At 61.3% G+C, this 25,085-nt stretch carries 20 protein-coding genes; 10 read left to right on the forward strand and 10 right to left on the reverse strand.

Annotation, left to right across the window (positions count from 1 at the left end):
• Positions 1–33: 33 nt before the first annotated feature.
• The 6 genes from ASE80_RS08320 to ASE80_RS08345 all read left to right on the forward strand — a co-directional run bounded on the left by ASE80_RS08320 (position 34) and on the right by ASE80_RS08345 (position 10,779).
• Entirely contained in the window at positions 34–1,761 is a 1,728-nt protein-coding gene (locus tag ASE80_RS08320) for an autotransporter assembly complex protein TamA (RefSeq protein ID WP_056858489.1), read from the forward strand.
• A complete protein-coding gene (locus tag ASE80_RS08325) occupies positions 1,761–5,444 on the forward strand; it encodes a translocation/assembly module TamB domain-containing protein (protein ID WP_177336510.1) in 3,684 nt (1,227 codons plus the stop codon). Before ASE80_RS08320 ends, ASE80_RS08325 begins: the two co-directional genes overlap by 1 nt.
• A 660-nt stretch (positions 5,445–6,104) precedes the next feature.
• Positions 6,105–6,578: a MarR family winged helix-turn-helix transcriptional regulator gene (locus ASE80_RS08330; protein WP_056858491.1), complete on the forward strand. Its 474-nt coding sequence runs from the start codon at positions 6,105–6,107 to the stop codon at positions 6,576–6,578.
• A complete protein-coding gene (locus tag ASE80_RS08335) occupies positions 6,575–8,032 on the forward strand; it encodes an efflux transporter outer membrane subunit (protein WP_056858492.1) in 1,458 nt (485 codons plus the stop codon). Before ASE80_RS08330 ends, ASE80_RS08335 begins: the two co-directional genes overlap by 4 nt.
• Positions 8,033–8,047: 15 nt before the next feature.
• Positions 8,048–9,244: an efflux RND transporter periplasmic adaptor subunit gene (locus tag ASE80_RS08340; protein WP_056858493.1), complete on the forward strand. Its 1,197-nt coding sequence runs from the start codon at positions 8,048–8,050 to the stop codon at positions 9,242–9,244.
• Positions 9,244–10,779, forward strand: coding sequence for a DHA2 family efflux MFS transporter permease subunit (locus tag ASE80_RS08345; RefSeq protein ID WP_056858494.1), 1,536 nt, complete (start codon positions 9,244–9,246; stop codon positions 10,777–10,779). Before ASE80_RS08340 ends, ASE80_RS08345 begins: the two co-directional genes overlap by 1 nt.
• Before the next feature lie 210 nt (positions 10,780–10,989).
• Here the strand turns inward: ASE80_RS08345 and lpxH are convergent, their stop codons facing one another.
• Together lpxH and ASE80_RS08355 are read right to left on the reverse strand one after the other, a co-directional pair.
• Complete coding sequence (lpxH, locus tag ASE80_RS08350; protein WP_056858495.1) at positions 10,990–11,739, reverse strand: UDP-2,3-diacylglucosamine diphosphatase; 750 nt, start codon at positions 11,737–11,739, stop codon at positions 10,990–10,992.
• Positions 11,736–12,239, reverse strand: a complete 504-nt coding sequence (locus ASE80_RS08355; RefSeq protein ID WP_056858496.1) for a peptidylprolyl isomerase — start codon at positions 12,237–12,239, stop codon at positions 11,736–11,738. Before ASE80_RS08355 ends, lpxH begins: the two co-directional genes overlap by 4 nt.
• A 249-nt stretch (positions 12,240–12,488) precedes the next feature.
• On the opposite strand from ASE80_RS08355, the gene ASE80_RS08360 reads away from it, so the two are divergent.
• From ASE80_RS08360 to lepB, 3 genes are all read left to right on the forward strand, one after another.
• Positions 12,489–14,189 (forward strand): glutamine--tRNA ligase/YqeY domain fusion protein, encoded by a 1,701-nt coding sequence (locus tag ASE80_RS08360; protein ID WP_056858545.1) that lies wholly within the window; start codon positions 12,489–12,491, stop codon positions 14,187–14,189.
• Positions 14,190–14,210: 21 nt separating this feature from the next.
• Positions 14,211–15,599, forward strand: a complete 1,389-nt coding sequence (cysS, locus tag ASE80_RS08365; protein WP_056858497.1) for a cysteine--tRNA ligase — start codon at positions 14,211–14,213, stop codon at positions 15,597–15,599.
• Positions 15,600–16,156: 557 nt separating this feature from the next.
• Positions 16,157–16,825, forward strand: a complete 669-nt coding sequence (lepB, locus tag ASE80_RS08370; protein ID WP_056858498.1) for a signal peptidase I — start codon at positions 16,157–16,159, stop codon at positions 16,823–16,825.
• Here the strand turns inward: lepB and ASE80_RS08375 are convergent, their stop codons facing one another.
• Together ASE80_RS08375 and ASE80_RS08380 are read right to left on the reverse strand one after the other, a co-directional pair.
• Positions 16,826–17,413, reverse strand: coding sequence for a TetR/AcrR family transcriptional regulator (locus ASE80_RS08375; RefSeq protein WP_056858499.1), 588 nt, complete (start codon positions 17,411–17,413; stop codon positions 16,826–16,828). It lies immediately after the preceding gene.
• Between the two features lie 24 nt (positions 17,414–17,437).
• Positions 17,438–18,190 carry a 3-oxoacyl-ACP reductase family protein gene (locus ASE80_RS08380; protein ID WP_056858500.1) on the reverse strand — a complete coding sequence of 251 codons (753 nt, stop codon included), beginning with the start codon at positions 18,188–18,190 and terminating at the stop codon, positions 17,438–17,440.
• Positions 18,191–18,352: 162 nt separating this feature from the next.
• Between ASE80_RS08380 and ASE80_RS08385 the strand changes: the two genes are divergently transcribed.
• Positions 18,353–18,811: an HIT family protein gene (locus tag ASE80_RS08385; protein WP_056858501.1), complete on the forward strand. Its 459-nt coding sequence runs from the start codon at positions 18,353–18,355 to the stop codon at positions 18,809–18,811.
• A gap of 125 nt (positions 18,812–18,936) precedes the next feature.
• On the opposite strand, the gene ASE80_RS08390 is transcribed toward ASE80_RS08385, so the two are convergent.
• The 6 genes from ASE80_RS08390 to ASE80_RS08415 are packed head-to-tail and all read right to left on the reverse strand — an operon-like array spanning position 18,937 to position 24,976.
• Entirely contained in the window at positions 18,937–19,275 is a 339-nt protein-coding gene (locus ASE80_RS08390; RefSeq protein WP_017137536.1) for a Na+/H+ antiporter subunit G, read from the reverse strand.
• The gene (locus tag ASE80_RS08395; RefSeq protein WP_056858502.1) at positions 19,272–19,550 is read right to left on the reverse strand and encodes a K+/H+ antiporter subunit F; all 279 of its coding nucleotides are present in this window, start codon (positions 19,548–19,550) and stop codon (positions 19,272–19,274) included. The genes ASE80_RS08390 and ASE80_RS08395 overlap by 4 nt, the downstream gene beginning before the upstream one ends.
• Complete coding sequence (locus ASE80_RS08400) at positions 19,547–20,035, reverse strand: Na+/H+ antiporter subunit E (protein ID WP_056858503.1); 489 nt, start codon at positions 20,033–20,035, stop codon at positions 19,547–19,549. Before ASE80_RS08400 ends, ASE80_RS08395 begins: the two co-directional genes overlap by 4 nt.
• Positions 20,032–21,714 carry a monovalent cation/H+ antiporter subunit D gene (locus tag ASE80_RS08405; RefSeq protein ID WP_056858504.1) on the reverse strand — a complete coding sequence of 561 codons (1,683 nt, stop codon included), beginning with the start codon at positions 21,712–21,714 and terminating at the stop codon, positions 20,032–20,034. Before ASE80_RS08405 ends, ASE80_RS08400 begins: the two co-directional genes overlap by 4 nt.
• Positions 21,711–22,055, reverse strand: coding sequence for a Na+/H+ antiporter subunit C (locus ASE80_RS08410; protein ID WP_003192163.1), 345 nt, complete (start codon positions 22,053–22,055; stop codon positions 21,711–21,713). The genes ASE80_RS08405 and ASE80_RS08410 overlap by 4 nt, the downstream gene beginning before the upstream one ends.
• Positions 22,055–24,976, reverse strand: coding sequence for a monovalent cation/H+ antiporter subunit A (locus ASE80_RS08415; RefSeq protein WP_056858505.1), 2,922 nt, complete (start codon positions 24,974–24,976; stop codon positions 22,055–22,057). Before ASE80_RS08415 ends, ASE80_RS08410 begins: the two co-directional genes overlap by 1 nt.
• Between the last annotated feature and the right edge of the window lie 109 nt (positions 24,977–25,085).

A 25,085-nucleotide genomic window follows, 5' to 3' on the forward strand; every position in this document is an offset into this window, starting at 1 on the left:
AAGAGTCTCCCCAGCTGTGTAGCATCCGCGCCTATGAAGCTCCCAGGAAGATTTACCAGCGGCTTGGTTCTGCTGTTCACAAGCTGCGGCGTATTTGCGCAAAGCGAATTGGACGTGCGCATCCAGCCATCAAACGACGCGTTGAAAGCCAACATCGAAGGCTATATCGGCGGGGTTGGCGATCGTGATGAAGAAGCCTTGCTGCGGTTCAGCCGTGGCGCCGAGGAGCAGGCCCGCAAGGCGGCCCAGGCGCTGGGCTTTTATCAGCCGCAGATCTCCAGTGAGGTGAAGGGCGGCAAGAACCCGCGCCTGACCCTCACGGTCGACCCCGGCGAGCCGGTGCATTTGCGCAACGTGACCATTCGGGTCGACGGCCAGGCCGCGAGCCTCAAGGCATTTCGCGTGCCCGCCAGCGACGACCTCAAATCCGGCGCCGTGCTCAACCACGGCAACTACGAAGACGCCAAGCGTCTGATCCAGAACCAGGCGTCACGCTACGGCTTTTTCAATGGGCGTTTCAGCAGCCAGAAGCTGCTGGTGGACCCGCAAGCCGGTGTCGCCGATATCGAACTCATCTACGACAGCGGCCCGCGCTACACCCTGGGCAAGGTCGGTTTTACCGGTGACACGCCATTCGATGAAGACCTGCTGCAACGCATGGTGCCGTTCAAAAGCGGTACGCCGTATGACTCCGAATTGATCGCCGAACTCAATCAAAACCTGCAATCGAGCGGCTTCTTCGAAGGCGTGCGCGTGGACGCCAGCCCAACCGCCTCCACCAACGATGTGATCCCGGTGGCGGTGCAGCTCGATACCCGCAAGCCACGCACCATGGGCCTGGGCCTCGGTTACTCGACCGACGTCGGCCCGCGCGGTAAAGCCAACTGGACCCGCCATTGGGTCAACCCGCAGGGCCACAGCTATGGCTGGGAGGCCGAACTGTCGGCGCCACGCCAGAACGTCGGTCTGTGGTACGACATCCCGCTCGACCCGCCGCTGACCGACAAGCTGCGCTTCGCCGGCGGTTACCAGAACGAAGAAATCGCCAACACCGACACCTTGAGTAAATTGCTCACCCTCGGGCCTGAATGGCACAGCAAGTTGCCCAGCGGCTGGACGCGGGTCATCTCGCTCAAGTACCAGCGTGAAGAATACCGCCTGGGCAATGACTCGGGCTTGAGCAACCTGGTGATGCCGGGCATCAACTATTCCTACCTGCGCAGCGATAACCGCATCGACCCGCACAATGGCTATCGCCTGATGTTCGACGCCAAGGTCGCCAAGGAAGGGCTCGGCTCCGACACCAACTTGCTGTACGGCACGGCCACCATCAAGGGCCTGACCACCTTGTGGGACAACCACCGTTTCCTCGGCCGTGCGCAGTTCGGCGGCAGTGCCACCAATGGCTACAAGTCGGTGCCGCCGTCGCTGCGCTTCTTTGCCGGTGGTGACCAGAGCGTGCGCGGTTACGAGTACCAGACGCTGTCACCCGAGAACGATCGCGGTGACCGCATCGGCGGGCGCTATATGGTGGCCCTGAGCGCCGAATATCAATATTCCATCGCCGAAAAATGGCGCATCGCGACCTTTATCGACCAAGGCAACTCCTTCAACACCCTGGAAATGCCCAGCCTGAAAACCGGCGTGGGCGTGGGTGTGCGCTGGGTGTCGCCTGTGGGGCCGATTCGCCTTGACCTGGCCCATGCCCTCGAAGATCCGGGCGGCATTCGTTTGCACTTTTCCATGGGGCCTGAGCTGTGATGCGTGGTTTGAAAATAGCAGGGCTGGCCCTTGTGGCGGTCCTTGCGCTGGTGCTGTTGGCGCTGTGGATGGTACTCGGTACTCAAGCAGGCAGCCGGTGGGCGTTGGCCCAGGTACCGGGGTTGAGCGTGGAGAATTTCCAGGGGCGCCTGGGCGGCCAATGGAGCGCCGACCATCTGTTATGGCAGCAGGACGCGAGTCGGGTAGAACTTAATGCACCGAAGCTTGATTGGTCACCGGGCTGCCTGTTGCGCATGACCCTGTGCATCAACCAGCTGGACGTGGAGCAGGTCAGCCTGCAATTCCCGCCGAGCAATGAACCGAGCAGTGGCCCGATCACATTGCCGGATCTCAAGTTGCCGGTTGCCATCCAGTTGGGCGACGTTCGCGTCGGCAGCCTGCTGTTTAACGGCAGTGAGGAACTCAAGGGCCTGCAGTTGGCGGCGCACTGGACGGCCGCCGGTCTGCAGATTGATTCGGTGCACCTGCAACGCGATGACCTGGTGCTGGACCTCAACGGCCTGCTGCAACCGACTGGCGACTGGCCGCTGAATCTCACGGGCAACCTGAGCCTGCCGTACGCTCCGGGCGGCGCGCCGTGGCAGATTGCGCTCAAGGTTGACGGCGACCTGCTCAAGACCCTCAAGCTTGATGCCGACAGCAGCGGCTACCTGCCTGGGAAAATTTTCGCTGAGCTGCAACCGCTGGCAGAAAACCTGTCGGGGCAAGTGCTGATCAAGTCCGATGCGTTCAAACCGGCTGCTGACTTGCCCGATACCCTGCAATTCAATGAGCTGGTGCTCATGGCCAAGGGCGACCTTAAAAACGGGTTTGCGCTATCGGGCAACGCATCACTGCCCGCCGAAAAAAAACCGGTGACGTTGCTGCTGTTGGGGCGCGTTGATACCAAGGGTGCGCAGATTTCAAAACTGGACCTGTATGGCGACGACAAGCAAAGCCTCAAGCTCAGCGCCAATCTGGACTGGCAACAAGGTTTTAGCGCCGACGCCAAGATCAACTGGCTGGATTTCCCCTGGCATCGTCTTTATCCGTTAATCGACGAGCCGCAGGTCGCCTTGCGTACGTTCAACGGTGAAGTTTCCTATAAAGACGGCAACTACCTCGGCAATCTCAACGCTGACCTAGACGGCCCAGCGGGTAAATTCAATCTGGTCACGCCATTCAGCGGCGACCTCAAGCAAGTCTTCCTGCCCGAGCTGAAACTGACCGCCGGGCAAGGCAAGGCCGAAGGCCACCTGAACCTGCAATTTGCCGACGGCATCGCCTGGGACACTGCGCTGGACTTGTCGGCGTTGAACCCTGCGTACTGGGTTGCTGAGTTGCCGGGCACCTTGGCCGGGCCGTTGCGCAGCAAAGGCGAGTTCAAAAACGAGCAGCTTAAACTCAATGCCGACCTCGACCTCAAGGGCCATTTGCGCGGCCAGACCGCCGTGCTGGCGGCCAAGGCCGAAGGCGCGGGCGAGCAGTGGACCCTGGCCAACCTGGATATCCGCCTGGGCGACAACCGCATCAATGGCAGTGGCAGTTTGCAGCAACGCTTGGCCGGGCAGATTGACATCAAACTGGCGCGCCTGGCTCAACTGTGGCCGCAGTTGCGCGGGCAAATCAACGGCCGCATGGATGTAGCCGGTACGCTGAAGGCGCCGCAAGGCAAGCTCGACCTCAAAGGCCAGCAACTGGCGTTTGCGGATAATAAACTGCAAAGCCTCACCCTCGATGCGGCCCTCGACAACGCCCAGCGCGCGAAGATCGACCTCAAGGGCAGCGGCATTCAAGCCGGTGAAACCCAGGTCGGCACCCTGACCGCCAGCGCCCAGGGCGACATCAAGAGCCAGAAGGTGCAACTCGATCTGGCCGGGCCGCTGGTCAAACTCGCCCTGGCCCTGGATGGCAACCTCGACAAGGGTAACTGGCGTGGGCGCCTGGCCAGTGGTGATGTGCAGGCCGGCGGCCAGGATTGGAAGCTGCAAGCGCCGGCGAAAATCGAACGCCTGGCCGACGGCAAGCTGACCTTTGCCGCGCATTGCTGGGTGTCTGGCGGTTCCAGCCTGTGCGGTGAAGACCAGCGCCTGATGCCCGAGCCCAAGCTGCGCTACCACCTCAAGCAGTTCCCAATCGACAGCCTGGCGGCCTTCTTGCCCAAGGATTTCGCCTGGCAGGGCAAGCTCAACGCCGATGTGCAACTCGACCTGCCCAGCAGTGGCCCTAAAGGCGTGGTCGCGGTGGATGCCAGCGGCGGCACCCTGCGCGTGAAGGACAAAAATCAATGGGTGGATTTCCCCTACGACACCTTGAAGCTGGAAACCACCCTCAACCCCAAGCGCATCGACACGCAGCTTAATTTTCGCGGTGGCAAGCTCGGCGAGTTGCTGTTGCAGGCGCAGATCAACCCGTTGCCCAAGGACAAGCCGATCACCGGCACGTTCAGCCTCACCGGCCTGGACCTCGCCGTGGCACGACCCTTTGTACCAATGGTGGAAACCCTCAATGGCAAGCTCAACGGCAACGGCCGCATCTCGGGCGGGCTGTTGGCGCCGCAGGTCAACGGCACTGTGAATCTGGTCGACGGTGAAGTTTCCGGGCCCGAGCTGCCGATGAGCCTCGAGGGCTTGAACGTGCAGGCGCTGATCGCCGGTGAAAGCGTGCAGCTCAACGGTGGCTGGCGCAGCGGCAAAGACGGGCAGGGCAGCCTCAAGGGCCATGTCGGCTGGGGCCAGGCCCTGGCGGTGGACCTGAGCCTGCAGGGCTCGAAATTGCCGGTCACGGTTGAGCCCTATGCCAAGCTGGAAGTGGCGCCGGACCTTAAGATCAGCCTCAAGGACGACAAGTTGGCGATTGCCGGCAAGGTGCACATCCCGCGCGGCGATATCACCGTGCGCGAACTGCCGCCGTCGACGGTCAAGGTCTCGGATGACACGGTGATCGTCGGCAGCCAGACCGAGGAGGGCAACCCGCCGATGGCGATGGCCATGGACATCGACGTCGAGGTGGGTGAAGACCAGCTTAACTTTGCCGGCTTTGGCTTGACTGCCAAGGTTCAGGGGCATGTGCATATTGGCGACAACATGGACACCCGTGGCGAGCTATGGCTCAACGACGGGCGTTACCGTGCCTACGGGCAGCGCCTCAATGTGCGGCGTGCGCGGCTGTTGTTTGCAGGGCCCCTGGATCAGCCGTTCCTGGATATCGAAGCGACACGGGTGGTCGTTGAGGACTCAAGGACTGTGACTGCCGGTATTCGCTTGAGCGGCAGCGCCGAGCAGCCGACGACGCAGATCTTCTCCGAGCCGTCGATGCCTCAGGAAGATGCGTTGTCGTATCTGGTGCTGGGGCGTTCGCGCAACAACACGGGTGAAGACAACAATATGCTGGCTGAGGCTGCCCTGGGCCTGGGTTTGATGGGCAGTGCGGGGGTGACTTCGGATATTGCCAACAAGCTGGGGATTCAGGATTTCGACCTGGATACCCAGGGCTCCGGGAACAAGACCGCAGTGGTGGCCAGCGGCAAAATTACCGAGAAACTCAGTCTGCGTTATGGGGTTGGGGTGTTTGAGCCGGCTAATACCATTGCTCTGCGGTATCTGCTGAGCAAGAAGGTGTATCTGGAAGTGGCGAGTGGGGTGGCCAGTTCGTTGGATATCTTCTACAAGCGGGATTTCTAGGGGTTGTATGAGGTAAGACGTGTGGGAGCTGGCTTGCCTGCGATGGCGGTCTTTTGGTGTACATATCCGTTGCTGCGGTAACGGCTACTTAGGGTTCCGCCCTGACGGCGGGTCACTTTTGGCAAACGCCCGGAATGCCGGCCCAGCCAAAAGTAACCAAAAGGTCTTCGCCCCACCACTCGGTGCCTCGCCTAGGCTCGGCATGCCAGAACGAAGGCTTGAATCCGTGGGCCGCCGCGATGGGCCATCCTTGGCCCAGCGCGGCTAACCCGGCGTCCTGCCGGGTTACCCACGGATTCAAGCCTGCGTTCGGCCATCGTGGTTRACGGGGCGCCTCAGATCAAAATCAAGATCAAGATCTACAGCACGGCGGCCTGACAGCCGACCTGAGTGGTTGAATCAAAAGCTAAAGCGGATTTGCATACACTGAAGAGCTGCTTTTCTGTGGGAGCTGGCTTGCCTGCGATGCAGACACCTCGGTACATCAGGCACACCCAGTTGATGCCATCGCAGGCAAGCCAGCTCCCACAGTTGTTGGTGTTTCAAGCCCACCTGTCGCCAAACTACCAAGCAAGCTAATAATTCCATTTGACATTCGCTGCCTAAGCAGTAACATCTTGTCATACATTCACTGCCTAGGCAGTAATAAGGTGACTTTCGATGACCCACTACACCCCTGACAGCTTTCGCAACTGCCACCTCGGCCTGTTGCTGGGCCGGGCGGCGCTGCTCAAGGACCGCATTATCGACACCCATATGGAACCCCACGGCGTCACCGCCGCGCAGTTCAAGGTGTTGATCATCATTGCCCAATTCGACGTCGATACCCCGGCGGAGCTGTGTCGCAACCTGTCCCTGGACAGCGGCTCCATGACCCGCATGCTCGACCGTCTGGAGCAAAAGGGCCTGCTGGCGCGCAAGCGTTCCCAGCAGGACCGGCGCCAGGTGCAGTTGGTGCTCACCGAAGACGGCCAGCGCCTGGCCGACATGTTGCCGCACATCGGCGCGCAGTCGATGAATGAACTGGCCGGGGCCCTGGAGCCTGGTGAGCTGGAAACCCTGGAAAGAATCCTCAAGAAAATTCTGGTAGCTGCCGGTGACGCCATCGTCATCCAGCGGGTAGGTAATCAATGAAAACGCGTGCACTCAGCCTGGTGCTGGTGGCGATGAGTATGGCCGGTTGTGCCAACTTCAGCGGCCTCGACACACAGGGCCAACGTCTCGACGCCAACACGTTGCAAACCGGCAAATCCTTGAGCGGCGTGACCCTGTCCACGGCCGCCTGGCCGACCGCCGACTGGTGGAAAAGCCTCGGCGATCCTCAGCTCAATGGCCTGATCCATGAAGCCCTGCAAAACAGCCCCGACATGCAAGTCGCCAGCGCCCGTGCCCACCAGGCCGAAGCCGCGGCCTATGCTGCCGACGCCGAACGCATGCCCACCCTGGATGCCAGCGCCGGTGTGAGCCGTTCGCGCCTGGCCAAGGACCAGGACCCGCGCGGGCAGGGCGACGCCTATGCCACCGTGCGCAACATCGGCGCCAGCTTCAACTACAACTTCGACCTCTGGGGTGGCCAGCGCGCCGCCTGGGAAGCCGCGTTGGGCCAGGCGCGTGCCGCCGAAGTCGACCAACAAGCCGCACGCCTGACCCTGGCTGCCAACGTGGCCAAGGCTTACAGCGATTTGGGCCAGGCGCATATCGTGCGTGACCTGGCCAATGACGACCTCAAACGCACCCGCCAGATGCTCGATCTGAGCAAACGTCGCCTCAGCTCCGGTATCGACAGCGAGTACCAGTACCAGCAGACCGAAAGCCTGGAAGCCAGCTCCCAGTCGCAATTGATCGACGCCGAAAAACAACTGCAAAGCGCCAAGATCGCCCTGGCGGTGTTGCTCGGCAAAGGCCCGGACCGTGGCGGCGAGCTGAGCCGCCCGAATGTGCTGAAACCCAGCGCCGTTGCCGTGCCTTCAGTCTTGCCCGCCGAATTGCTGGGCCGCCGCCCGGACCTGATCGCCGCACGCTGGCGCGTCGAGGCCGCGAGCAAAAACGTGGCCGCGAGCAAAACCCGCTTCTACCCCAACCTCAATCTCAGCGCGAGCGCCGGGGCCGAGTCGTTGCTCGGTGATGCGATGTTTGGCTCGGCCAGCCGGTTCTTCAGCATTGCGCCGACGATTTCGTTGCCGATCTTCGATGGCGGCCGTTTGCGTGCCGACCTCGATGCCCGCGACGCCGACTACGACCTAGCTGTGGCCCAGTACAACAAAACCCTGGTGCAAGCCTTGGGCGATATCGGCGACACCCTGATGCAACTGCGTGAAACCGGCCGGCAGATCCAGGCGCAGCAACACGCCGCGGACATTGCCCAGCAGTCTTACGACACCGGCGTGCAGCGTTACAGCTCCGGCATCGGTAACTACCTGGATGTGCTCAGCATCGAGCAGCAATTGCTGCAGGCCCAGCGTCAGCTGGCGACCCTGAATGCGGCGCAGATCGACCTGTCGATTCAATTGATGCAAGCCCTGGGTGGCGGATTCAACGCCGATAACGTGGCCGCGACCACGACCAGCCCCGCCACCCGTACGGAATAATTTGAGGTATTTGTCATGGCCACTGCCGAAAACAGCAACGCAACTGAAAAACCCGATAACAACCCGCGCAAACGCAAAGTCATGCTGATCGGCCTGGCGCTGATCGTCATTCTTGGCGTGGTCGGCGTGTGGGGCTGGTATGAGTTCTACGGGCGCTTCAATGAAAGCACCGACGACGCCTATGTGAACGGCAACGTGGTGGAAATTACCCCGTTGGTCACCGGCACTGTGGTCAGCATCGGCGCTGACGACGGCGACCTGGTGCACGAAGGCCAGGTACTGATCAACTTCGACCCGAATGACGCCGCCGTCGGCCTGCAAAGTGCCCAGGCCAACCTGGCCCGCACCGTGCGCCAGGTGCGTGGTTTGTACAGCAATGTCGACGGCATGAAAGCCCAGGTCAACGCACAGAAAGCTGACGTGCAAACCGCCCAGGACAACTTCAACCGCCGCAAGACGTTGGCCCAGGGCGGTGCGATCTCCCAGGAAGAACTGTCTCACGCCCGTGACAGCCTGACCGCCGCCAGGAACGCCCTGACCAACCTTGAGCAGCAACTGAAAACCACCAATGCCTTGGTGGATGACACGGTGATTTCGTCCCACCCGGACGTGCAAGCCGCCGCCGCTCAGTTACGTCAGGCCTACCTGACCAACGCGCGCAGCACCTTGATCGCACCGGTCACCGGCTACGTGGCCAAGCGCACCGTGCAACTGGGCCAGCGCGTACAGCCTGGCACCGCGTTGATGGCGGTGATCCCGCTGGACCAGCTGTGGATCGACGCCAACTTCAAGGAAACCCAGCTGCGTGATATGCGCATCGGCCAGCCGGTGGACATCGAAGCGGATATCTACGGCAGCGACGTGAAATATACCGGCACCGTCGACAGCCTCGGCGCCGGCACCGGCAGCGCGTTTGCCCTGCTACCTGCGCAGAACGCCACCGGTAACTGGATCAAGATCGTGCAACGGGTGCCGGTACGCATCCATATCAACGCCGACGAGCTGGCCAAGAACCCGCTGCGGGTGGGCTTGAGCACCGTGGTCAACGTCAACCTGCACGACCAAAGCGGCCCGGTGCTGGCACAACAGGCACCGCAAAAGGCCTCGTTCACCACCAACGTGTATGACCGCCAACTGGCCGAAGCCGATGCCATGATCAGCCAATTGATCCATGACAACAGCCTCGCCGCACCCAAGGCTGTGCAACGCTGATGAGCGCTAACGCCCCCGCGTCCTTTACGCCGCCAAGCTTGCTGATGGCCACTATTGGCCTGTCGCTGGCGACTTTTATGCAGGTGCTCGACACCACCATCGCCAACGTGGCGTTGCCGACCATTTCCGGCAACCTGGGCGTGAGTTCGGAGCAGGGCACCTGGGTGATCACCTCGTTTGCGGTGAGCAACGCCATTGCCTTGCCGCTCACCGGCTGGCTGAGCCGCCGCTTTGGCGAGGTGAAGCTGTTTTTGTGGGCGACCATCCTGTTTGTGCTGGCGTCGTTCCTCTGCGGTATCTCCACCTCGATGCCTGAGCTGATTGGCTTTCGGGTGCTGCAAGGCCTGGTCGCCGGGCCGTTGTACCCGATGACCCAGACGTTACTGATCGCAGTTTACCCACCGGCCAGGCGCGGCATGGCCCTGGCGTTACTGGCGATGGTCACGGTGGTTGCGCCAATTGCCGGGCCGATCCTCGGCGGCTGGATCACCGACAGCTACAGCTGGCCGTGGATCTTCTTTATCAACGTACCCATCGGCATCTTTGCGGTGATGGTGGTGCGTTCGCAATTGAAGAAACGCCCGGTGGTCACCAGTTACCAGCCGATGGATTACGTCGGCTTGCTGAGCCTGATCGTCGGTGTCGGTGCCTTGCAGATCATCCTCGACAAGGGCAATGACCTGGACTGGTTCGAATCCAACTTCATCATCATTGGCGCGGCGATTTCGGTGGTAGCCCTGGCGGTGTTCATCATCTGGGAGCTCACCGACAAACACCCGGTGGTCAACCTGCGGCTGTTCGCCTACCGCAATTTCCGCATCGGCACCATCGTGTTGATTTTGGGTTACGCGGGCTTCTTCGGGATCAACCTGATCCTGCCGCAATGGCTGCAAACCCAGATGGGTTACACCGCCACCTGGGCGGGCCTGGCGGTCGCGCCGATCGGTATATTGCCGGTGCTGATGTCGCCCTTCGTGGGCAAGTATGCGCACAAGTTCGACCTGCGCCTGCTGGCGGGCCTGGCGTTCCTGGCGATTGGCTTGAGCTGCTTTATGCGCGCAGGCTTTACCAACGAGGTGGATTTCACCCACATCGCTTTGGTGCAGTTGTTCATGGGGATCGGCGTGGCGCTGTTCTTTATGCCGACCTTGAGCATTTTGATGTCCGACTTGCCGCCGGCGCAAATCGCCGACGGCGCGGGTCTGGCGACCTTCCTGCGGACCCTGGGCGGCAGCTTCGCGGCGTCGCTGACCACCTGGATCTGGATTCGCCGCGCGGACCAGCACCATGCGTACATGAGCGAGAACATGACCACCTATGACTCGGCCACCCGCGATGCCTTGCAGGCGCTCGGCGGGGCAGGGCACAAGGCCTATGCGCAGCTGGACCAGATCCTCACCAGCCAGGCGTACATGATGTCCACCGTGGATTACTTCACGTTGCTGGGGTGGATGTTCATGGGCTTGATGTTGCTGGTGTGGCTGGCCAAACCGCCGTTTGGCGCGAAGGCCGGGCCGGAGGCTTCGGGGCACTGACCGACTGGACTCAGTCAATGTGGGAGCTGGCTTGCCTGCGATAGCATCACCTGGGTATGCCTGATGTACCGAGGTGCCTGCATCGCAGGCAAGCCAGCTCCCACACAAGTCAAACCCCACACAAGTCAAACCCCACACAAGTCAAACCCCACACAAGTCAAACCCCACACAAGTCAAACCCCACACAAGTCAGCGTTCTGTGTCTCAGGGTTATGCGCCAGGCAGCGCCAACTGTGGGTTCACAAAGTCAAACGCCGCCAGCGCAAACCCTTGTTCATCCACCTGCAACGCCCAACCCTGCTTGTCCCAATCCCCCAGCACAATACGCTTGGCCGCCTGGTCACCAATCTGCAGTTTATGAATGGCGGGGCGGTGCGTATGGCCGTGGACCAGGGTGCGCACGCCGAACTGTTGCATCACCCGTGGCACTTCCTCGGGCGTCACATCGACAATATCGTTGGCCTTCATGCGCGTTTGCGCACGGCTTTCGCTGCGCAGCTTGCGCGCCAGCTTGTGGCGGGTGCGCAACGGCAAGTGCCGCAGGATAAACAGCACAATCGGGTTACGCAGGATGCGCCGCAGCTTCATGTAGCCGACGTCGCGGGTGCAGAGGCTGTCGCCGTGCATCAACAGCACGGGTTCGCCGTAAAACTGCACGACACTCGGGTCCTTGAGCAAGGTAGCGCCTGCTGCTTTGCAGAACGCCTTGCCGATCAGGAAATCGCGGTTGCCATGCATGATAAAAATCGGGGTGCCGCTGTCGCTCAGCTCGCGCAATGCTGCGCAAATCGAACGTTGGAAGGGTGTCATCCCATCGTCGCCAAGCCAGGCTTCAAAAAAGTCCCCCAGAATGTACAACGCCTGGGCGCCACGGGCGCGGCCGTGGAGCAGATCCAGAAACGCCCGGGTGATGTCCGGGCGCTCCTCTTCCAGATGCAAATCTGAAATCAGCAATATCACCCAACGATCTCGGCTTTCTCGACGATTACGTCTTCGGCTGGAACGTCCTGGTGACCGGCCTTGGAGGTGGTGGAAACGCCTTTGATCTTGTCAACGACGTCCTGGCCTTCGGTGACTTTACCGAATACCGCGTAGCCCCAGCCCTGCACGTTCTTGCCGCTGTGGTTGAGGAAGGCGTTGTCGGCGACGTTGATGAAGAACTGCGCGGAGGCCGAATGCGGCTCCATGGTACGGGCCATGGCGACGGTGTACTTGTCGTTGGAAAGGCCGTTATCCGCTTCGTTCTGGATGCTTGGACGCTTGTCTTTCTTTTCTTTCATGCCTGGCTCGAAACCGCCGCCCTGGACCATGAAGTTGCCGATGACACGGTGAAAAACGGTGTTTTCGTAGTGGCCGGCGTTTACGTACTCGATGAAGTTGGCGACGGTGATCGGCGCTTTCTCGGCGTTCAGCTCGATGACGATGTCACCGTGGTTGGTGGTCAGTTTGACTTTAGTCATGTTCACTACTCTTTTCAGGGAATTCGTGGGTTTGGACGCCAAGGCGCCGCTACCGGTTTGGCCAAATATGTGCCAAGGCGCGCAGTTTAGCGTGCCCTGCAGGAATTTCGAGGTGGTTTTTTACCGCCGGTGCATTAAATGCAGCAGTTTTCGGTGCTGCTCTGTCAGGTACTTGACAGCATCGGCTATGATATCGCCTTTGTTTTATCTGGCCCCAACCGGCCACGAACCTGTCTGTTCAAGGATCCTATGAGCAAGCCCACTGTCGACCCTACCTCGAATTCCAAGGCCGGACCTGCCGTCCCGGTCAATTTCCTGCGCCCGATCATCCAGGCGGACCTGGATTCGGGCAAGCACACGCAGATCGTCACCCGCTTCCCGCCAGAGCCCAACGGCTACCTGCACATCGGTCACGCCAAGTCGATCTGTGTGAACTTCGGCCTGGCGCAGGAGTTCGGTGGCGTCACGCACCTGCGTTTCGACGACACCAACCCGGCCAAGGAAGACCAGGAATACATCGACGCCATCGAAAGCGACATCAAGTGGCTGGGCTTCGAATGGTCCGGTGAAGTGCGCTATGCGTCCAAGTATTTCGACCAGTTGTTCGACTGGGCCGTTGAGCTGATCAAGGCCGGCAAGGCCTACGTCGACGACCTGACCCCGGAGCAGGCCAAGGAATACCGTGGAACGCTGACCGAGCCGGGCAAGAACAGCCCGTTCCGCGACCGTTCGGTTGAAGATAACCTCGACTGGTTCAACCGCATGCGCGCCGGTGAGTTCCCCGACGGCGCCCGTGTGCTGCGTGCCAAGATCGACATGGCCTCGCCGAACATGAACCTGCGCGACCCGATCATGTACCGCATCCGCCACGCCCATCACCACCAGACCGGTGACAAGTGGTGCATCTACCCGAACTACGACTTCACCCACGGTCAGTCGGACGCCATCGAAGGCATCACCCACTCCATCTGCACCCTGGAGTTCGAAAGCCATCGCCCGCTGTACGAATGGTTCCTCGACAGCCTGCCGGTTCCGGCGCACCCGCGTCAGTACGAATTCAGCCGCCTGAACCTGAACTACACCATCACCAGCAAGCGCAAGCTCAAGCAACTGGTAGACGAAAAGCACGTGCATGGCTGGGATGACCCGCGCATGTCCACCCTGTCGGGCTTCCGTCGTCGCGGCTACACCCCGGCGTCGATCCGCAGCTTCTGCGACATGGTCGGCACCAACCGCTCCGACGGTGTGGTCGATTACGGCATGCTCGAGTTCAGCATCCGTCAGGACCTGGACGCCAACGCGCCGCGCGCCATGTGCGTGTTGCGCCCGTTGAAAGTCGTGATCACCAACTACCCGGAAGACAAGGTCGATAACCTCGAACTGCCGCGTCACCCGCAAAAAGAAGAACTCGGCGTGCGCAAGCTGCCGTTCGCGCGTGAAATCTACATCGACCGTGACGACTTCATGGAAGAGCCGCCAAAAGGCTACAAGCGCCTGGAGCCCAACGGCGAAGTGCGCCTGCGCGGCAGCTACGTGATCCGTGCCGATGAAGCGATCAAGGACGCCGATGGCAACATCGTCGAACTGCGTTGCTCCTACGACCCGGAAACCCTGGGCAAGAACCCTGAAGGCCGCAAGGTCAAAGGTGTAGTGCACTGGGTGCCGGCTGCTGCCAGCATCGAGTGCGAAGTGCGCCTGTACGATCGTCTGTTCCGTTCGCCGAACCCTGAGAAGTCTGAAGACAGCGCCAGCTTCCTGGACAACATCAACCCTGACTCCCTGCAAGTTCTCACGGGTTGTCGTGCCGAGCCATCGCTTGGCGACGCACAGCCGGAAGACCGTTTCCAGTTCGAGCGCGAAGGTTACTTCTGCGCGGATATCAAGGACTCGAAACCTGGTGCACCGGTATTCAACCGTACCGTGACCTTGCGTGATTCGTGGGGCCAGTGATTCTGTCTTAAGGGAAATGTCGTGCTAACGATCTACAACACACTCAGCAAGACCAAAGAAGTCTTCAAGCCGCTGGATGGCAACAAGGTGCGCATGTACGTGTGCGGCATGACCGTGTACGACTACTGCCACATCGGCCACGGCCGCAGCATGGTTGCCTTCGACCTGGTGACCCGCTGGTTGCGTTTCAGCGGCTATGACTTGACCTATGTGCGCAACATTACTGACATCGAAGACAAGATCATCAATCGGGCGCGCGAGAACGGCGAACCGTTCGATGTGCTGACCGAGCGCATGATCAACGCGATGCACGAGGATGAAGCGCGTCTGAACATCCTCAAACCGGACATGGAGCCGCGCGCCACGGATCACATTCCGGGCATGCTGAGCATGATCCAGACCCTGATCGACAAGGGTTACGCCTACGCCCCAGGCAATGGCGACGTGTACTACCGCGTCGCCAAGTTCATGGGCTACGGCAAGCTGTCGCGCAAGAAAATCGAAGACCTGCGCATCGGCGCACGTATCGAAGTCGACGAAGCCAAGCAGGATCCACTGGATTTTGTGCTGTGGAAAGGCACCAAGCCCGGCGAGCCGAGCTGGGAGTCACCATGGGGCGCCGGGCGTCCGGGCTGGCACATCGAATGCTCGGTGATGTCCACCTGCTGCCTGGGCGAGACCTTCGACATTCATGGCGGCGGCAGCGACCTTGAGTTCCCGCACCACGAAAACGAAATCGCCCAAAGCGAAGCCGCCACCGGCAAGACCTACGCCAACGCCTGGATGCATTGCGGCATGATCCGCATCAATGGCGAGAAGATGTCCAAGTCCTTGAACAACTTCTTCACCATCCGCGATGTGCTGGAAAAGTACCACCCGGAAGTGGTGCGTTACCTGCTGGTGTCGAGCCACTACCGCAGCGCCATCAACTACTCGGAAGACAACCTCAAGGACGCCAAGGGCGCCCTGGAACGTTTCTACCACGCGTTGAAAGGCCTGCCGGCCGTGGCGCCGGCCGGCGGCGAAGCGTTCGTGGCACGCTTTACCGAAGTCATGAACGACGACTTCGGCACGCCGGAAGCCTGCGCGGTGCTGTTCGAGATGGTGCGTGAGATCAACCGTCTGCGCGAGAGTGATCTTGATGCCGCCGCTGGTCTTGCTGCACGCCTGAAAGAGCTGGCCAGCGTGCTCGGTGTGCTGCAGATGGAAGCCGACGACTTCCTGCAAGCCGGCGCCGAAGGGCGTGTGGATGCCGCTGAAGTAGACGCGTTGATTCAAGCGCGCCTGGCTGCACGTGCAGGCAAAGACTGGGCGGAGTCCGACCGTATCCGCGACCAACTGACCGCGATGGGTGTGGTGCTGGAAGACGGAAAGGGCGGGACGACGTGGCGGTTGGCTGATCAGGCTTGATCGGTAAACCCTGAATAAAAAACGCCCCGACTGGTTCGGGGCGTTTTTTATTGTGCACGCAAGGCTCGTTCCCACGCTCCGCGTGGGAATGCCGCCCTGGACGCTCTGCGTCCCGCTTTTGGCACTCACCTCAAGCCCTGTGCAAGGTGACGCGGAGCGTCACGGGATGCATTCCCACGCAGAGCGTGGGGACGATCAATGTGGGAGCCGGGCTTGCTCGCGAATGCGGTGGATCTTCGCGAGCAAGCCCGCTCCCTCATTTTACCGTGCCCGCTTTGGATGCCCGCTGTTGTTGGATTTATGGCTCGTTCCCACGCTCTGCGTGGGAGCGCCGCCCTGGACGCTCTGCGTCCCGCTTTTGGCACACACCTCAAGCCCTGTGCAAGGTGACGCGGAGCGTCACGGGATGCATTCCCACGCGGAGCTTGGGGACGATCAAGTCGGCTGCCCATAGCGCTAATGTTAATTTAATCCTCCGGTGTAATAAGCGAGTATTGCCAAATGTTACTCTGGGTTTTCCGGCGGCTGTCTGCGCCGCTTTTTTAGTGCGAGGCTGTATGCGAAGTTGGTTGAGCCGCTACCGTTACGTCATTCTTTTCTGGCTGTGCTTCGGCGTGTTCCGCACCTCGCTGGCCGACTGGAACCCCATCCCGTCCGGGTCGATGCGCCCGACGTTGCTGGAGGGTGATGTGGTGCTGGTCAACCGTGTGGCGTATGACCTCAAGCTGCCGCTTACGGATATATCCCTGGCCAAGCTGGATGACCCAAAACGCGGTGATGTGGTGACCTTCTCGTCACCCAAGGACGGCATGCGCTTGATCAAACGCATCGTCGGCATACCCGGCGATACCCTGGAAATGAAAGATGAAGTGCTGTGGGTCAACGGCACGCCCGCCACCTACAGTGATGGTCAGGACATCAGCGAACCGCTGGTGCCAGGCCAGACAGTGCCGGGTATCAAGCTGATCGAGCATGCGAGTAACCGTCAGCGCAGCATTCAGTTCATGCCCACGGTTCGGGCATTGCGAAATTTCGGCCCGGTCACTGTGCCGGCCGACAATTATTTCATGCTGGGTGACAACCGCGACAACAGCGATGACTCCCGTTACATCGGCTTTGTGCCACGCCGCTTGCTGATCGGGCACGCGCATCATGTGCTGGCGTCAGCTGCGATACTCGATCATTGGATGCCGCGCTTGAACCGGTTTGGCTCGCCGATCCTGTAATTAGACTTTCGCGCCGAGTGCCCGAATGGCAAACACCGCGATGCTCGCCAACTGCTCGACCGTTGCGCCGCCTTTGCCGGCGATTTTCATGCCGCTGAGGGTAGCCATCAGAAAGTCGCAGGCGCCCGACAGGTCAATGTCAGCGGCCAATTCCTCCTGGTCCTGGGCGTGCTTCAGGGTTTGCTCAAATGCGCGGCGCAAACGCTCGGCGCTATGGGCCGTGAGCTGATTGATTTGCTCATCCTCCTGGCCGAATTCGCAGATCGCATTGACGCCCATACAGCCGGCGGTGCCATCGCGCAGCGCGCGGGTGGCGAAGGAATTCAGGGTGTCGTGCAGGCCTTGCAGCGGGGTCGGGCCTTGGCCCAGGCGCTCGATCAGGTCGTCAACGCCCGTGCGCTGATACTCGGCCATGGCCTGCAGGTACAACTGGCGTTTGTCGCCAAAGGTGTTGTACATGCTCTGGCGGCTGAGCCCCATGGCCAGCATCAGTTCTTCGGTGGAGGCGGCGGCAAAACCCTTGTCGCAAAATACGCGGATGGCGTGTTGCAGCACCTGGTCGCGGTCGAAGGCTCGGGGTCTTGCCATGGGGTACCTCTGTAAAGTGAAGGGTCAGGCCAGGTAGCCACCGTCGATGCTCAGGCTGGCGCCAGTCACGAAGGCAGCTTCTTCGGACGCGAGGTAGGCGACCATGCCGGCGATTTCGTCAGCGGTGCCTGTGCGGCCCAAGGGCACCAGGCTTTTGATCAGGTCGGCATGCGGCGCGTCTGCCGGGTTCATGTCCGTGCTGGTGGGGCCGGGCTGGACGTTATTGACGGTAATGCCGCGCGGGGCAAAATCAATCGCCAGGCCGCGGATCATACCGGCGATCGCCGCCTTCGTCATGCTATAGACGCTGGAGCCAGGAAAGGCTGAGCGCTGCGCTACCACACTGCCGACGCTGATGATCCTGTCACCATTGCGCATCACTGCTGACACGGCTTTGGCGGCGGCGAATGTCGCGCGTACATTCACGGCGAACAGGCGGTCGAAGTCTTCCAGGCTGAACTCATCGACGCTGCCGAGCTGCAAGATCCCGGCATTGTTGACCAGGATATTCAGCGCGCCGAAATGCGCAACGGTGGTGGTCACGGCCCGGGCAATCGCCGCCACATCGGCGCTGTCCGCCTGAATGGCCAGGGCTGTGCCGCCTTGGCTCTGGATCTGGCCGACCAGTGCTTGCGCCTTGTCAGCCGACGCGGCGTAGGTGAAGGCCACGGCTGCGCCTTCAGCCGCCAGGCGCCGCACGATGGCTTCGCCGATGCCACGGGAGCCGCCGGTTACCAGGGCGACTTTGTCAGTAAAACGTGCGAGATGAGCGGTCATGGGTGTGCCTGTTTTTAGTGGATTAATAAATCCACTAAACCGTAGCAGGCCCATTCCAATGCGCCAAGCTGTTTATGGATTAATTAATCTTTAACTGGGCCGCGACATTTTTGCCTTACCTTTGAAGGCTCGACTCGCACAATGAAACAGACGGTGATTTGAATGGAGTGTATTTTCTGCAGCATTGTCCGCAAGACGTCCCCGGCCCACATTCTGTGGGAAGACGACCAGCATATGGCGTTCCTGTCGATCTTCCCCAATACGCCTGGTTTCAGCGTGGTGATCCCCAAGCAGCATTACGGCAGCTACGCGTTCGCGCAGACGGATGCGGTGTTGTCCGCGCTGATTGTGGCGACCAAGAAGACCGCACTGCTGATTGATCGGGCGTTTCCCGACGTCGCGCGCACCGGGATGATGCTCGAAGGCTACGGCGTGGACCATCTGCACGCGAAGCTGTTTCCCATGCATGGCACGGGGCAGGACAGCGCGTTCAAGCCCATCAGCTCCAAAGTGGACAAGTTTTTTGCGGCGTATGAGGGTTACATCTCATCCCACGATTTTGTGCGGGCCGATGATGGGGAGCTGGCAGCGTTGGCGACGCACATCCGCTCGTTCGCCTGACGCAAAAACCAATGTGGGAGCTGGCTTGCCTGCGATGGGGGCCTATCAGTCACAGCAACATTGACTGATACACCGCTATCGCAGGCAAGCCAGCTCCCACAGTTTGATCGTATTCGCTTGATCAATCAGCGGCGGCTGCTGACCTCGGCAGGCACATCATCACCGGCCATGCGCTTGCGAAACAGCGCCGTGCGCGCTAACAGCAGCGTGGTAACAGGCACCGTGATCGCCAACAAAATCGGAATCAACCAGCCGTGCAGCACCGGCCCGGACTTGAGTACCGAAAAATAGATAATCGACGCCAGCGCCACGCACCAGGCGCCCAGTGTGGAGGCCAGTGCCGGCGGGTGCATGCGCTGGAAGAAGTCCTTCATCCGCAACAACCCGATCGCGCCAATCAGCGCAAACAGGCTGCTGAGCACCAGCAACACGGCCACGATCACTTCAACCCATAACGGCATCATTCAATCACCTCGCCACGCAGCAGGAATTTCGCCAAAGCGAATGACCCGACAAAACCAAACAGCGCAATCAGCAGCGCCGCTTCAAAGTAGGTGTCACTGGCATAACGAATGCCGAGCACCAGCATCATCAACATCGCCAGGATGTACAGGTAGTCCAGCGCCAGAACCCGGTCTTGCGCGGACGGGCCTTTGAACAGGCGCACCAGGGTCAGCACCATCGCCAGCGAGAACAGGAACAGGCTGACCAGGATTGCATTGGAGAGCAGGGCGCTCATTCGAAGATCTCCATCAGGGGCCGCTCGTAGACGCGTTTGAAGTGCTCGATAAACGGCGCTTCTTCGTCCAGATCAAACACGTGCAGCAACAGGATGCTGCGGTCCAGGGCCAATTCCGACCAGACTGTGCCAGGCGTCACGCTGGTGATCATCGACAGTACGGCCAGGCCGTTGGGGTCACGCAGGTCGAGCGGGATTTTGATAAAACGTGACCGCGGCGGGCGGGATCCGCACGTCAGTACGCCCCAGGCCACGTTCAGGTTGGACACGATCACGTCGCGACCGACCACGAAAAATAGGCGGATGATCACGCCGGGGCGACGAATGCGCACCGGCAGCGGGCGCAGCGGCGCCATCAGCAGCGGCGCAAGAAAGCCCAGCACCGCGCCCAGCAACAGGTTGCCGGGGCTGACCGACAGGTTCAGCACCAGCCACAGCACCCACAATGCCAACGACAGCCACGGGGCAGGGAACAGGCGCTTCATGGCTGCACCTCCAGCGCGGCAGCTTTGGATTCAGGGCTCAGCACCGGGCGCGTGGCCATCACCGCCATCACGTAATGCTCCGGGTTATTCAGGCTCTCGGCGGTGGCCTGGGTGTAGCGCATCAACGGTTCGGCCTTGAAGGTCAGGAGAATGCTCAGGCCGAGCAGGAAGAAGATCGGCACACATTCGTAGCGACGCAGCAGCGGCGATGGGCGCTCCTCCGGCGTCCAGAAGCGCTGGATACCCAGGCGGGCGAAGGCGATCAGCGAAGCCAGCCCCGACAAGATCAACAGCGCCACCAAACCCCAGGCCGCCGGGCGGATCGGCTCATCCACTGCGTTACCCAGGCCCATCGGGTTGACCAGCGCGCTCAGCAGGCTGAGCTTGCCGATAAACCCGGACAACGGCGGCATGCCGATAATCAGCAGTGCGCAGGCGATAAAGCTCAAGCCCAGGAAGGCCATGGTCCAGGGGATCACCTGGCCGACCACGGCCTTCTGCTCGTCATCCAGGTTGACGCCGGGGCGTGGGTGCAACGACTCCATGGCCTTGGGCAGCGCGTCGATTTCTTCATCCAGCGGCAGATCATTGGCCGAGCGCGAGCGCTCGATCAACTCGGCCAGCAGGAACAGCGCGCTCAGCGCCAGGGTCGAGCTGACCAGATAGAACAATGCCCCGGCGGTCAGGCTTGGCTGGGCAAAGCCCACCGACGACAGCAGGATCCCGGCCGACACCAGAATGCTCAGGCTGGCCATCCGCTCCAGGCGCTGCGCAGCCACCATGGCCAGCGCCGCGCAGACGATGGTCGCCATGCCGCCGTATACCAGCCAGTCGCCGCCAAACAGCGCCGATGCACCGGCTTGCCCGGAGAACAGCAAGGTCCACAACCGCAGCACGGTGTACACGCCGACCTTGGTCATGATCGCAAACATTGCGGCCACCGGCGCGCTGGCCGAGGAGTAGGCGGGTGCCAGCCAAAAATTCAATGGCCACATGCCGGCCTTGGCCAGGAATGCAGTGGCGAGGATCGCCGCGCCAGCATGCAGCAGGCCGCGATCGGCTTGCGGCACCAGCGGGATTTTCAGCGCCAGGTCAGCAAAGTTCAGCGTGCCGGTGACCCCGTAGATCATCGCCGCGCCAATCAGGAACAGCGACGACGCCAACAGGTTGATCGCAATGTAATGCAGCCCCGACGACACCCGCGCGCGGCCGGAGCCGTGCAGCATCAAGCCGTAGGACGCCGCCAGCAGCACCTCGAAGAACACGAACAGGTTGAACAGGTCCGCCGTCAGGAATGCCCCATACAAACCCATCAGCTGGATCTGGAACAACGCATGGAAGCTGGTGCCTGCACGGTCCCAGCGGGCCATGGCGAACAGCAGCGCGCTCACGCCGATAATGCCGGTGAGCACCAGCATCATCGCCGACAGTTGGTCCACCACCAGCACAATGCCGAAGGGCACTTGCCAGTTGCCCGGCAGGTACACGCCAATCGAGCCGGGCCCGCCTTGTTGCGTCCAGTACAGCAGCAGGATGGCGACACCCAGGCCGATGATGCTGGAGAACAGGTTGATCCTGGCTTTCAACGGTCGGCGCTTTTCGCCGAGCATCAGCATCAGCGCGGCGGTCAGTAACGGCAGCAGGATCGGCGCGACGATCATTTGATTCATCCACGTCATTCCTTGGGCTCCCGGCCGTCCACATGGTCAGTGCCGGTCAGGCCCCGGGAAGCCAGCAGCACCACCAGAAACAAGGCGGTCATGGCGAAGCTGATCACGATGGCCGTGAGTACCAAAGCCTGGGGCAGCGGATCGGTGTAGTTGAGCAGGTCCTGCGGCACGCCGTCCTTGATGATCGGCTCTTTACCGATAAACAGGCTGCCCATGCTGAAGATGAACAGGTTGACCCCATACGACAGCAGGCACAGGCCCATGACGACCTGGAACGTCCGTGGGCGCAGGATCAGCCAGACGCCGGAGGCCGCCAGCACTCCAATGGCGATTGCGATGACTTCTTCCATCAGGCGGCTCCTTCGGTTGCGGCAACGGCCTTGGCCTGGTTGCTCGGTTTATGCGCTCGCACCGACTGGTGACCGAGGGCGGTGAGCATCAACAGCGTGGAGCCGACGACCATGGCGTACACGCCGACGTCGAAGAACAACGCGCTGGCAATGTGGATATCGCCCAGCAGTGGCAGGCTGAAGTGCCAGGTGTGGGTAGTGAGGAACGGGTACCCGACGAACAGGGCGCCGAGTCCGGTCAAGGTGGCCGAGAGCAGGCCGAAGCCCATCCAGCGCATCGGCCGCAGGCTCATCTGCGCTTCGACCCACTGGGTGCCGGCGACCATGTATTGCAGGATAAACGCCACCGACATCACCAACCCCGCGACGAAACCGCCGCCCGGCTGGTTGTGGCCACGCATGAACAGGTAGAACGAAACCACCAGCGCAATCGGCAGCAGCAGGCGCACCAGCACCGCCGGCACCATCATAAAGCCCAGGGCGGTATCGCTGGCCTGGCGCGGGTTGACCAGGTCGGTGGCCACGTCCGGCGCCAATTGGCGCTGTTGTGGCGGCAACTCCATGCTCTCTTTGGACGGGCGGAAGCGGCGCAGCAGGGCGTAGACGGTCAGCGCCACGGCGCCGAGCACGGTGATTTCGCCCAAGGTATCAAAGCCCCGGAAGTCCACCAGCATCACGTTCACTACGTTGCTGCCGCCGCCTTCTGGCAAGGCGCGGCTCAGGTAAAACGAGGAGATGTCGTTGGGTGTCTGGCGGGTCAGCATCGCGTAGGAGAGCAGCGCCATGCCGCCACCGACCACGGTGGACAACAGGAAGTCACGCAGGCGGCGGATGCGCGCCTTGCGCAGCGAACTCGGCAGTGGCGAGACTTCTTCGATCCGCCGTGGCAACCAGCGCAGGCCCAGCAAAATCAGTACGGTGGTGACCACTTCGACCACCAGTTGCGTCAGCGCCAGGTCCGGCGCCGAGAACCATACGAAGGTCACGCAGGTGACCATGCCGCACACACTGACCATAGTCAGGGCTGCCAGCCGGTGGTACTTGGCTTGCCAGGCGGCGCCCAGCGCACAGGCGATGGCCAGCACCCACAGGGTCACGAACACGATGGAACCGGGGATCTTCGGCCGGTCGCCCCAACTGAGGCCGCTGTTGAGCATCGGGATCAACCCGGCAACCACCGCCGCCAGTACCAGCAGGAACAATTGGGTTTGCAGGCGCTTGGTGCTGATGCGTTTTTCGATACGGCGCACGCCGCGCATCATCACCACCAGGCTGCGCTCGAACATGCGCTTGCCGTTGAAGTAACTGATGATCGGCGGGTATTTGAAACGGCCACGCTTGAGCTGTTTGCGCAGCAGCAGGTACAACACGATGCCGCCGGACATGGCCACCAGGCTCATGATCATCGGCGCGTTCCAGCCGTGCCAGATGGCCAGGCTGTATTCGGGCAGTACCCCGCCGACCACCGGCAGTGCGGCGGCGGCGAGGATCGAACCGACCACCTGGGCCGGGAAGATGCCCACCAGCAGGCAGGTAAACACCAGCAGCTCGACCGGCGCGCGCATCCAGCGCGGTGGCTCGTGGGGCGTGTGGGGCAGGTCGGTGGCGGGCGGGCCGAAGAACACGTCTACGGTAAAGCGCAGGGCATAGGCCACGCTGAAGGTACCGGCAATGGTCGCGATCACTGGCAGGGCGATTTCCACCCATTTTGTCGCCGAGATAAACACCGTTTCGGCGAAGAACATCTCTTTGGACAGAAAACCATTGAGCAATGGCACGCCGGCCATGGACGCACTGGCCACCATGGCCAGGGTCGCGGTAAACGGGATCAGCCGCACCAGGCCACTGAGCTTGCGGATATCCCGCGTGCCGCTTTCGTGGTCGATGATGCCGGCGGCCATGAACAGCGAAGCCTTGAACGTGGCGTGGTTGAGGATATGGAACACCGCAGCGACGGCGGCCAGCGGGCTGTTGAGGCCCAGCAGCAGGGTGATCAGCCCGAGGTGGCTGATGGTGGAATAGGCCAGCAGGCCCTTGAGGTCATTCTGAAACATGGCGCAATAAGCGCCGAGGAGGAGGGTGAGTGCGCCGGCACCGCCGACGATCCAGAACCATTCTTCGCTGCCGGACAGCGACGGCCACAGGCGGGCCAGCAGGAACACGCCGGCCTTCACCATTGTCGCCGAGTGCAGGTAAGCCGATACCGGCGTCGGTGCCGCCATGGCGTGGGGCAGCCAGAAGTGGAAAGGGAACTGCGCGCTCTTGCTCAAGGCGCCGATCAGCACCAGCGCAAGCATCACCGGGTACAGCGAATGCGCGCGAATCTGATCGCCCGCCGCCAGCACCCGATCCAGGTCATAGCTGCCGACGATATGCCCCAGCAGCATCACGCCTGCCAGCAGGCACAAGCCGCCGGCGCCGGTGACCATCAGCGCCATATAGGCGCCACGCCGGGCGTCGGCGCGGTGGTGCCAATAGCCGATCAGCAGGAACGAGAACAGGCTGGTCAGTTCCCAGAAGAACACGATCTGGATCAGGTTGCCGGAGATCACCAGCCCGAGCATGGCGCCCATAAACGCCAGGAAAAACGCAAAGAAGCGCGGCACCGGGTCATCCGGCGACATGTAATAACGCGCATACAGCGCCACCAGCGTGCCGATGCCCAGCACCAGCATCGAGAACAGCCAGGCAAACCCGTCCATGCGCAGCACGAAGTTGAGCCCGAGGCTGGGCAACCACATGAATTCTTCGCGGATCACGCCACCGTGGGCGATCTGAGGGTAGAGCAAAGCGACTTGAATGGTGCCGACCAGGGCTACAAGGCCGGCCAACAGGGATTCGGTGTTACGTGCATTATGCGGCAGCAAGGCCGCCAGACAGCTGCCGATAAAAGGCAGAAGCAGTAGAACTATCAGGGACATAGGCTTCTAATCTGCGGGAGTTTGGGATGCATCATACGTGCCGCTTTCTCGATCACCAAACGGCAAGATGTGGCAGGATCCTACAAGGTAGGCCGAAACCTCCCATTTG

It is taken from the genome of Pseudomonas sp. Leaf15 (assembly GCF_001421425.1).
GTDB classification, from domain to species: domain Bacteria; phylum Pseudomonadota; class Gammaproteobacteria; order Pseudomonadales; family Pseudomonadaceae; genus Aquipseudomonas; species Aquipseudomonas salomonii.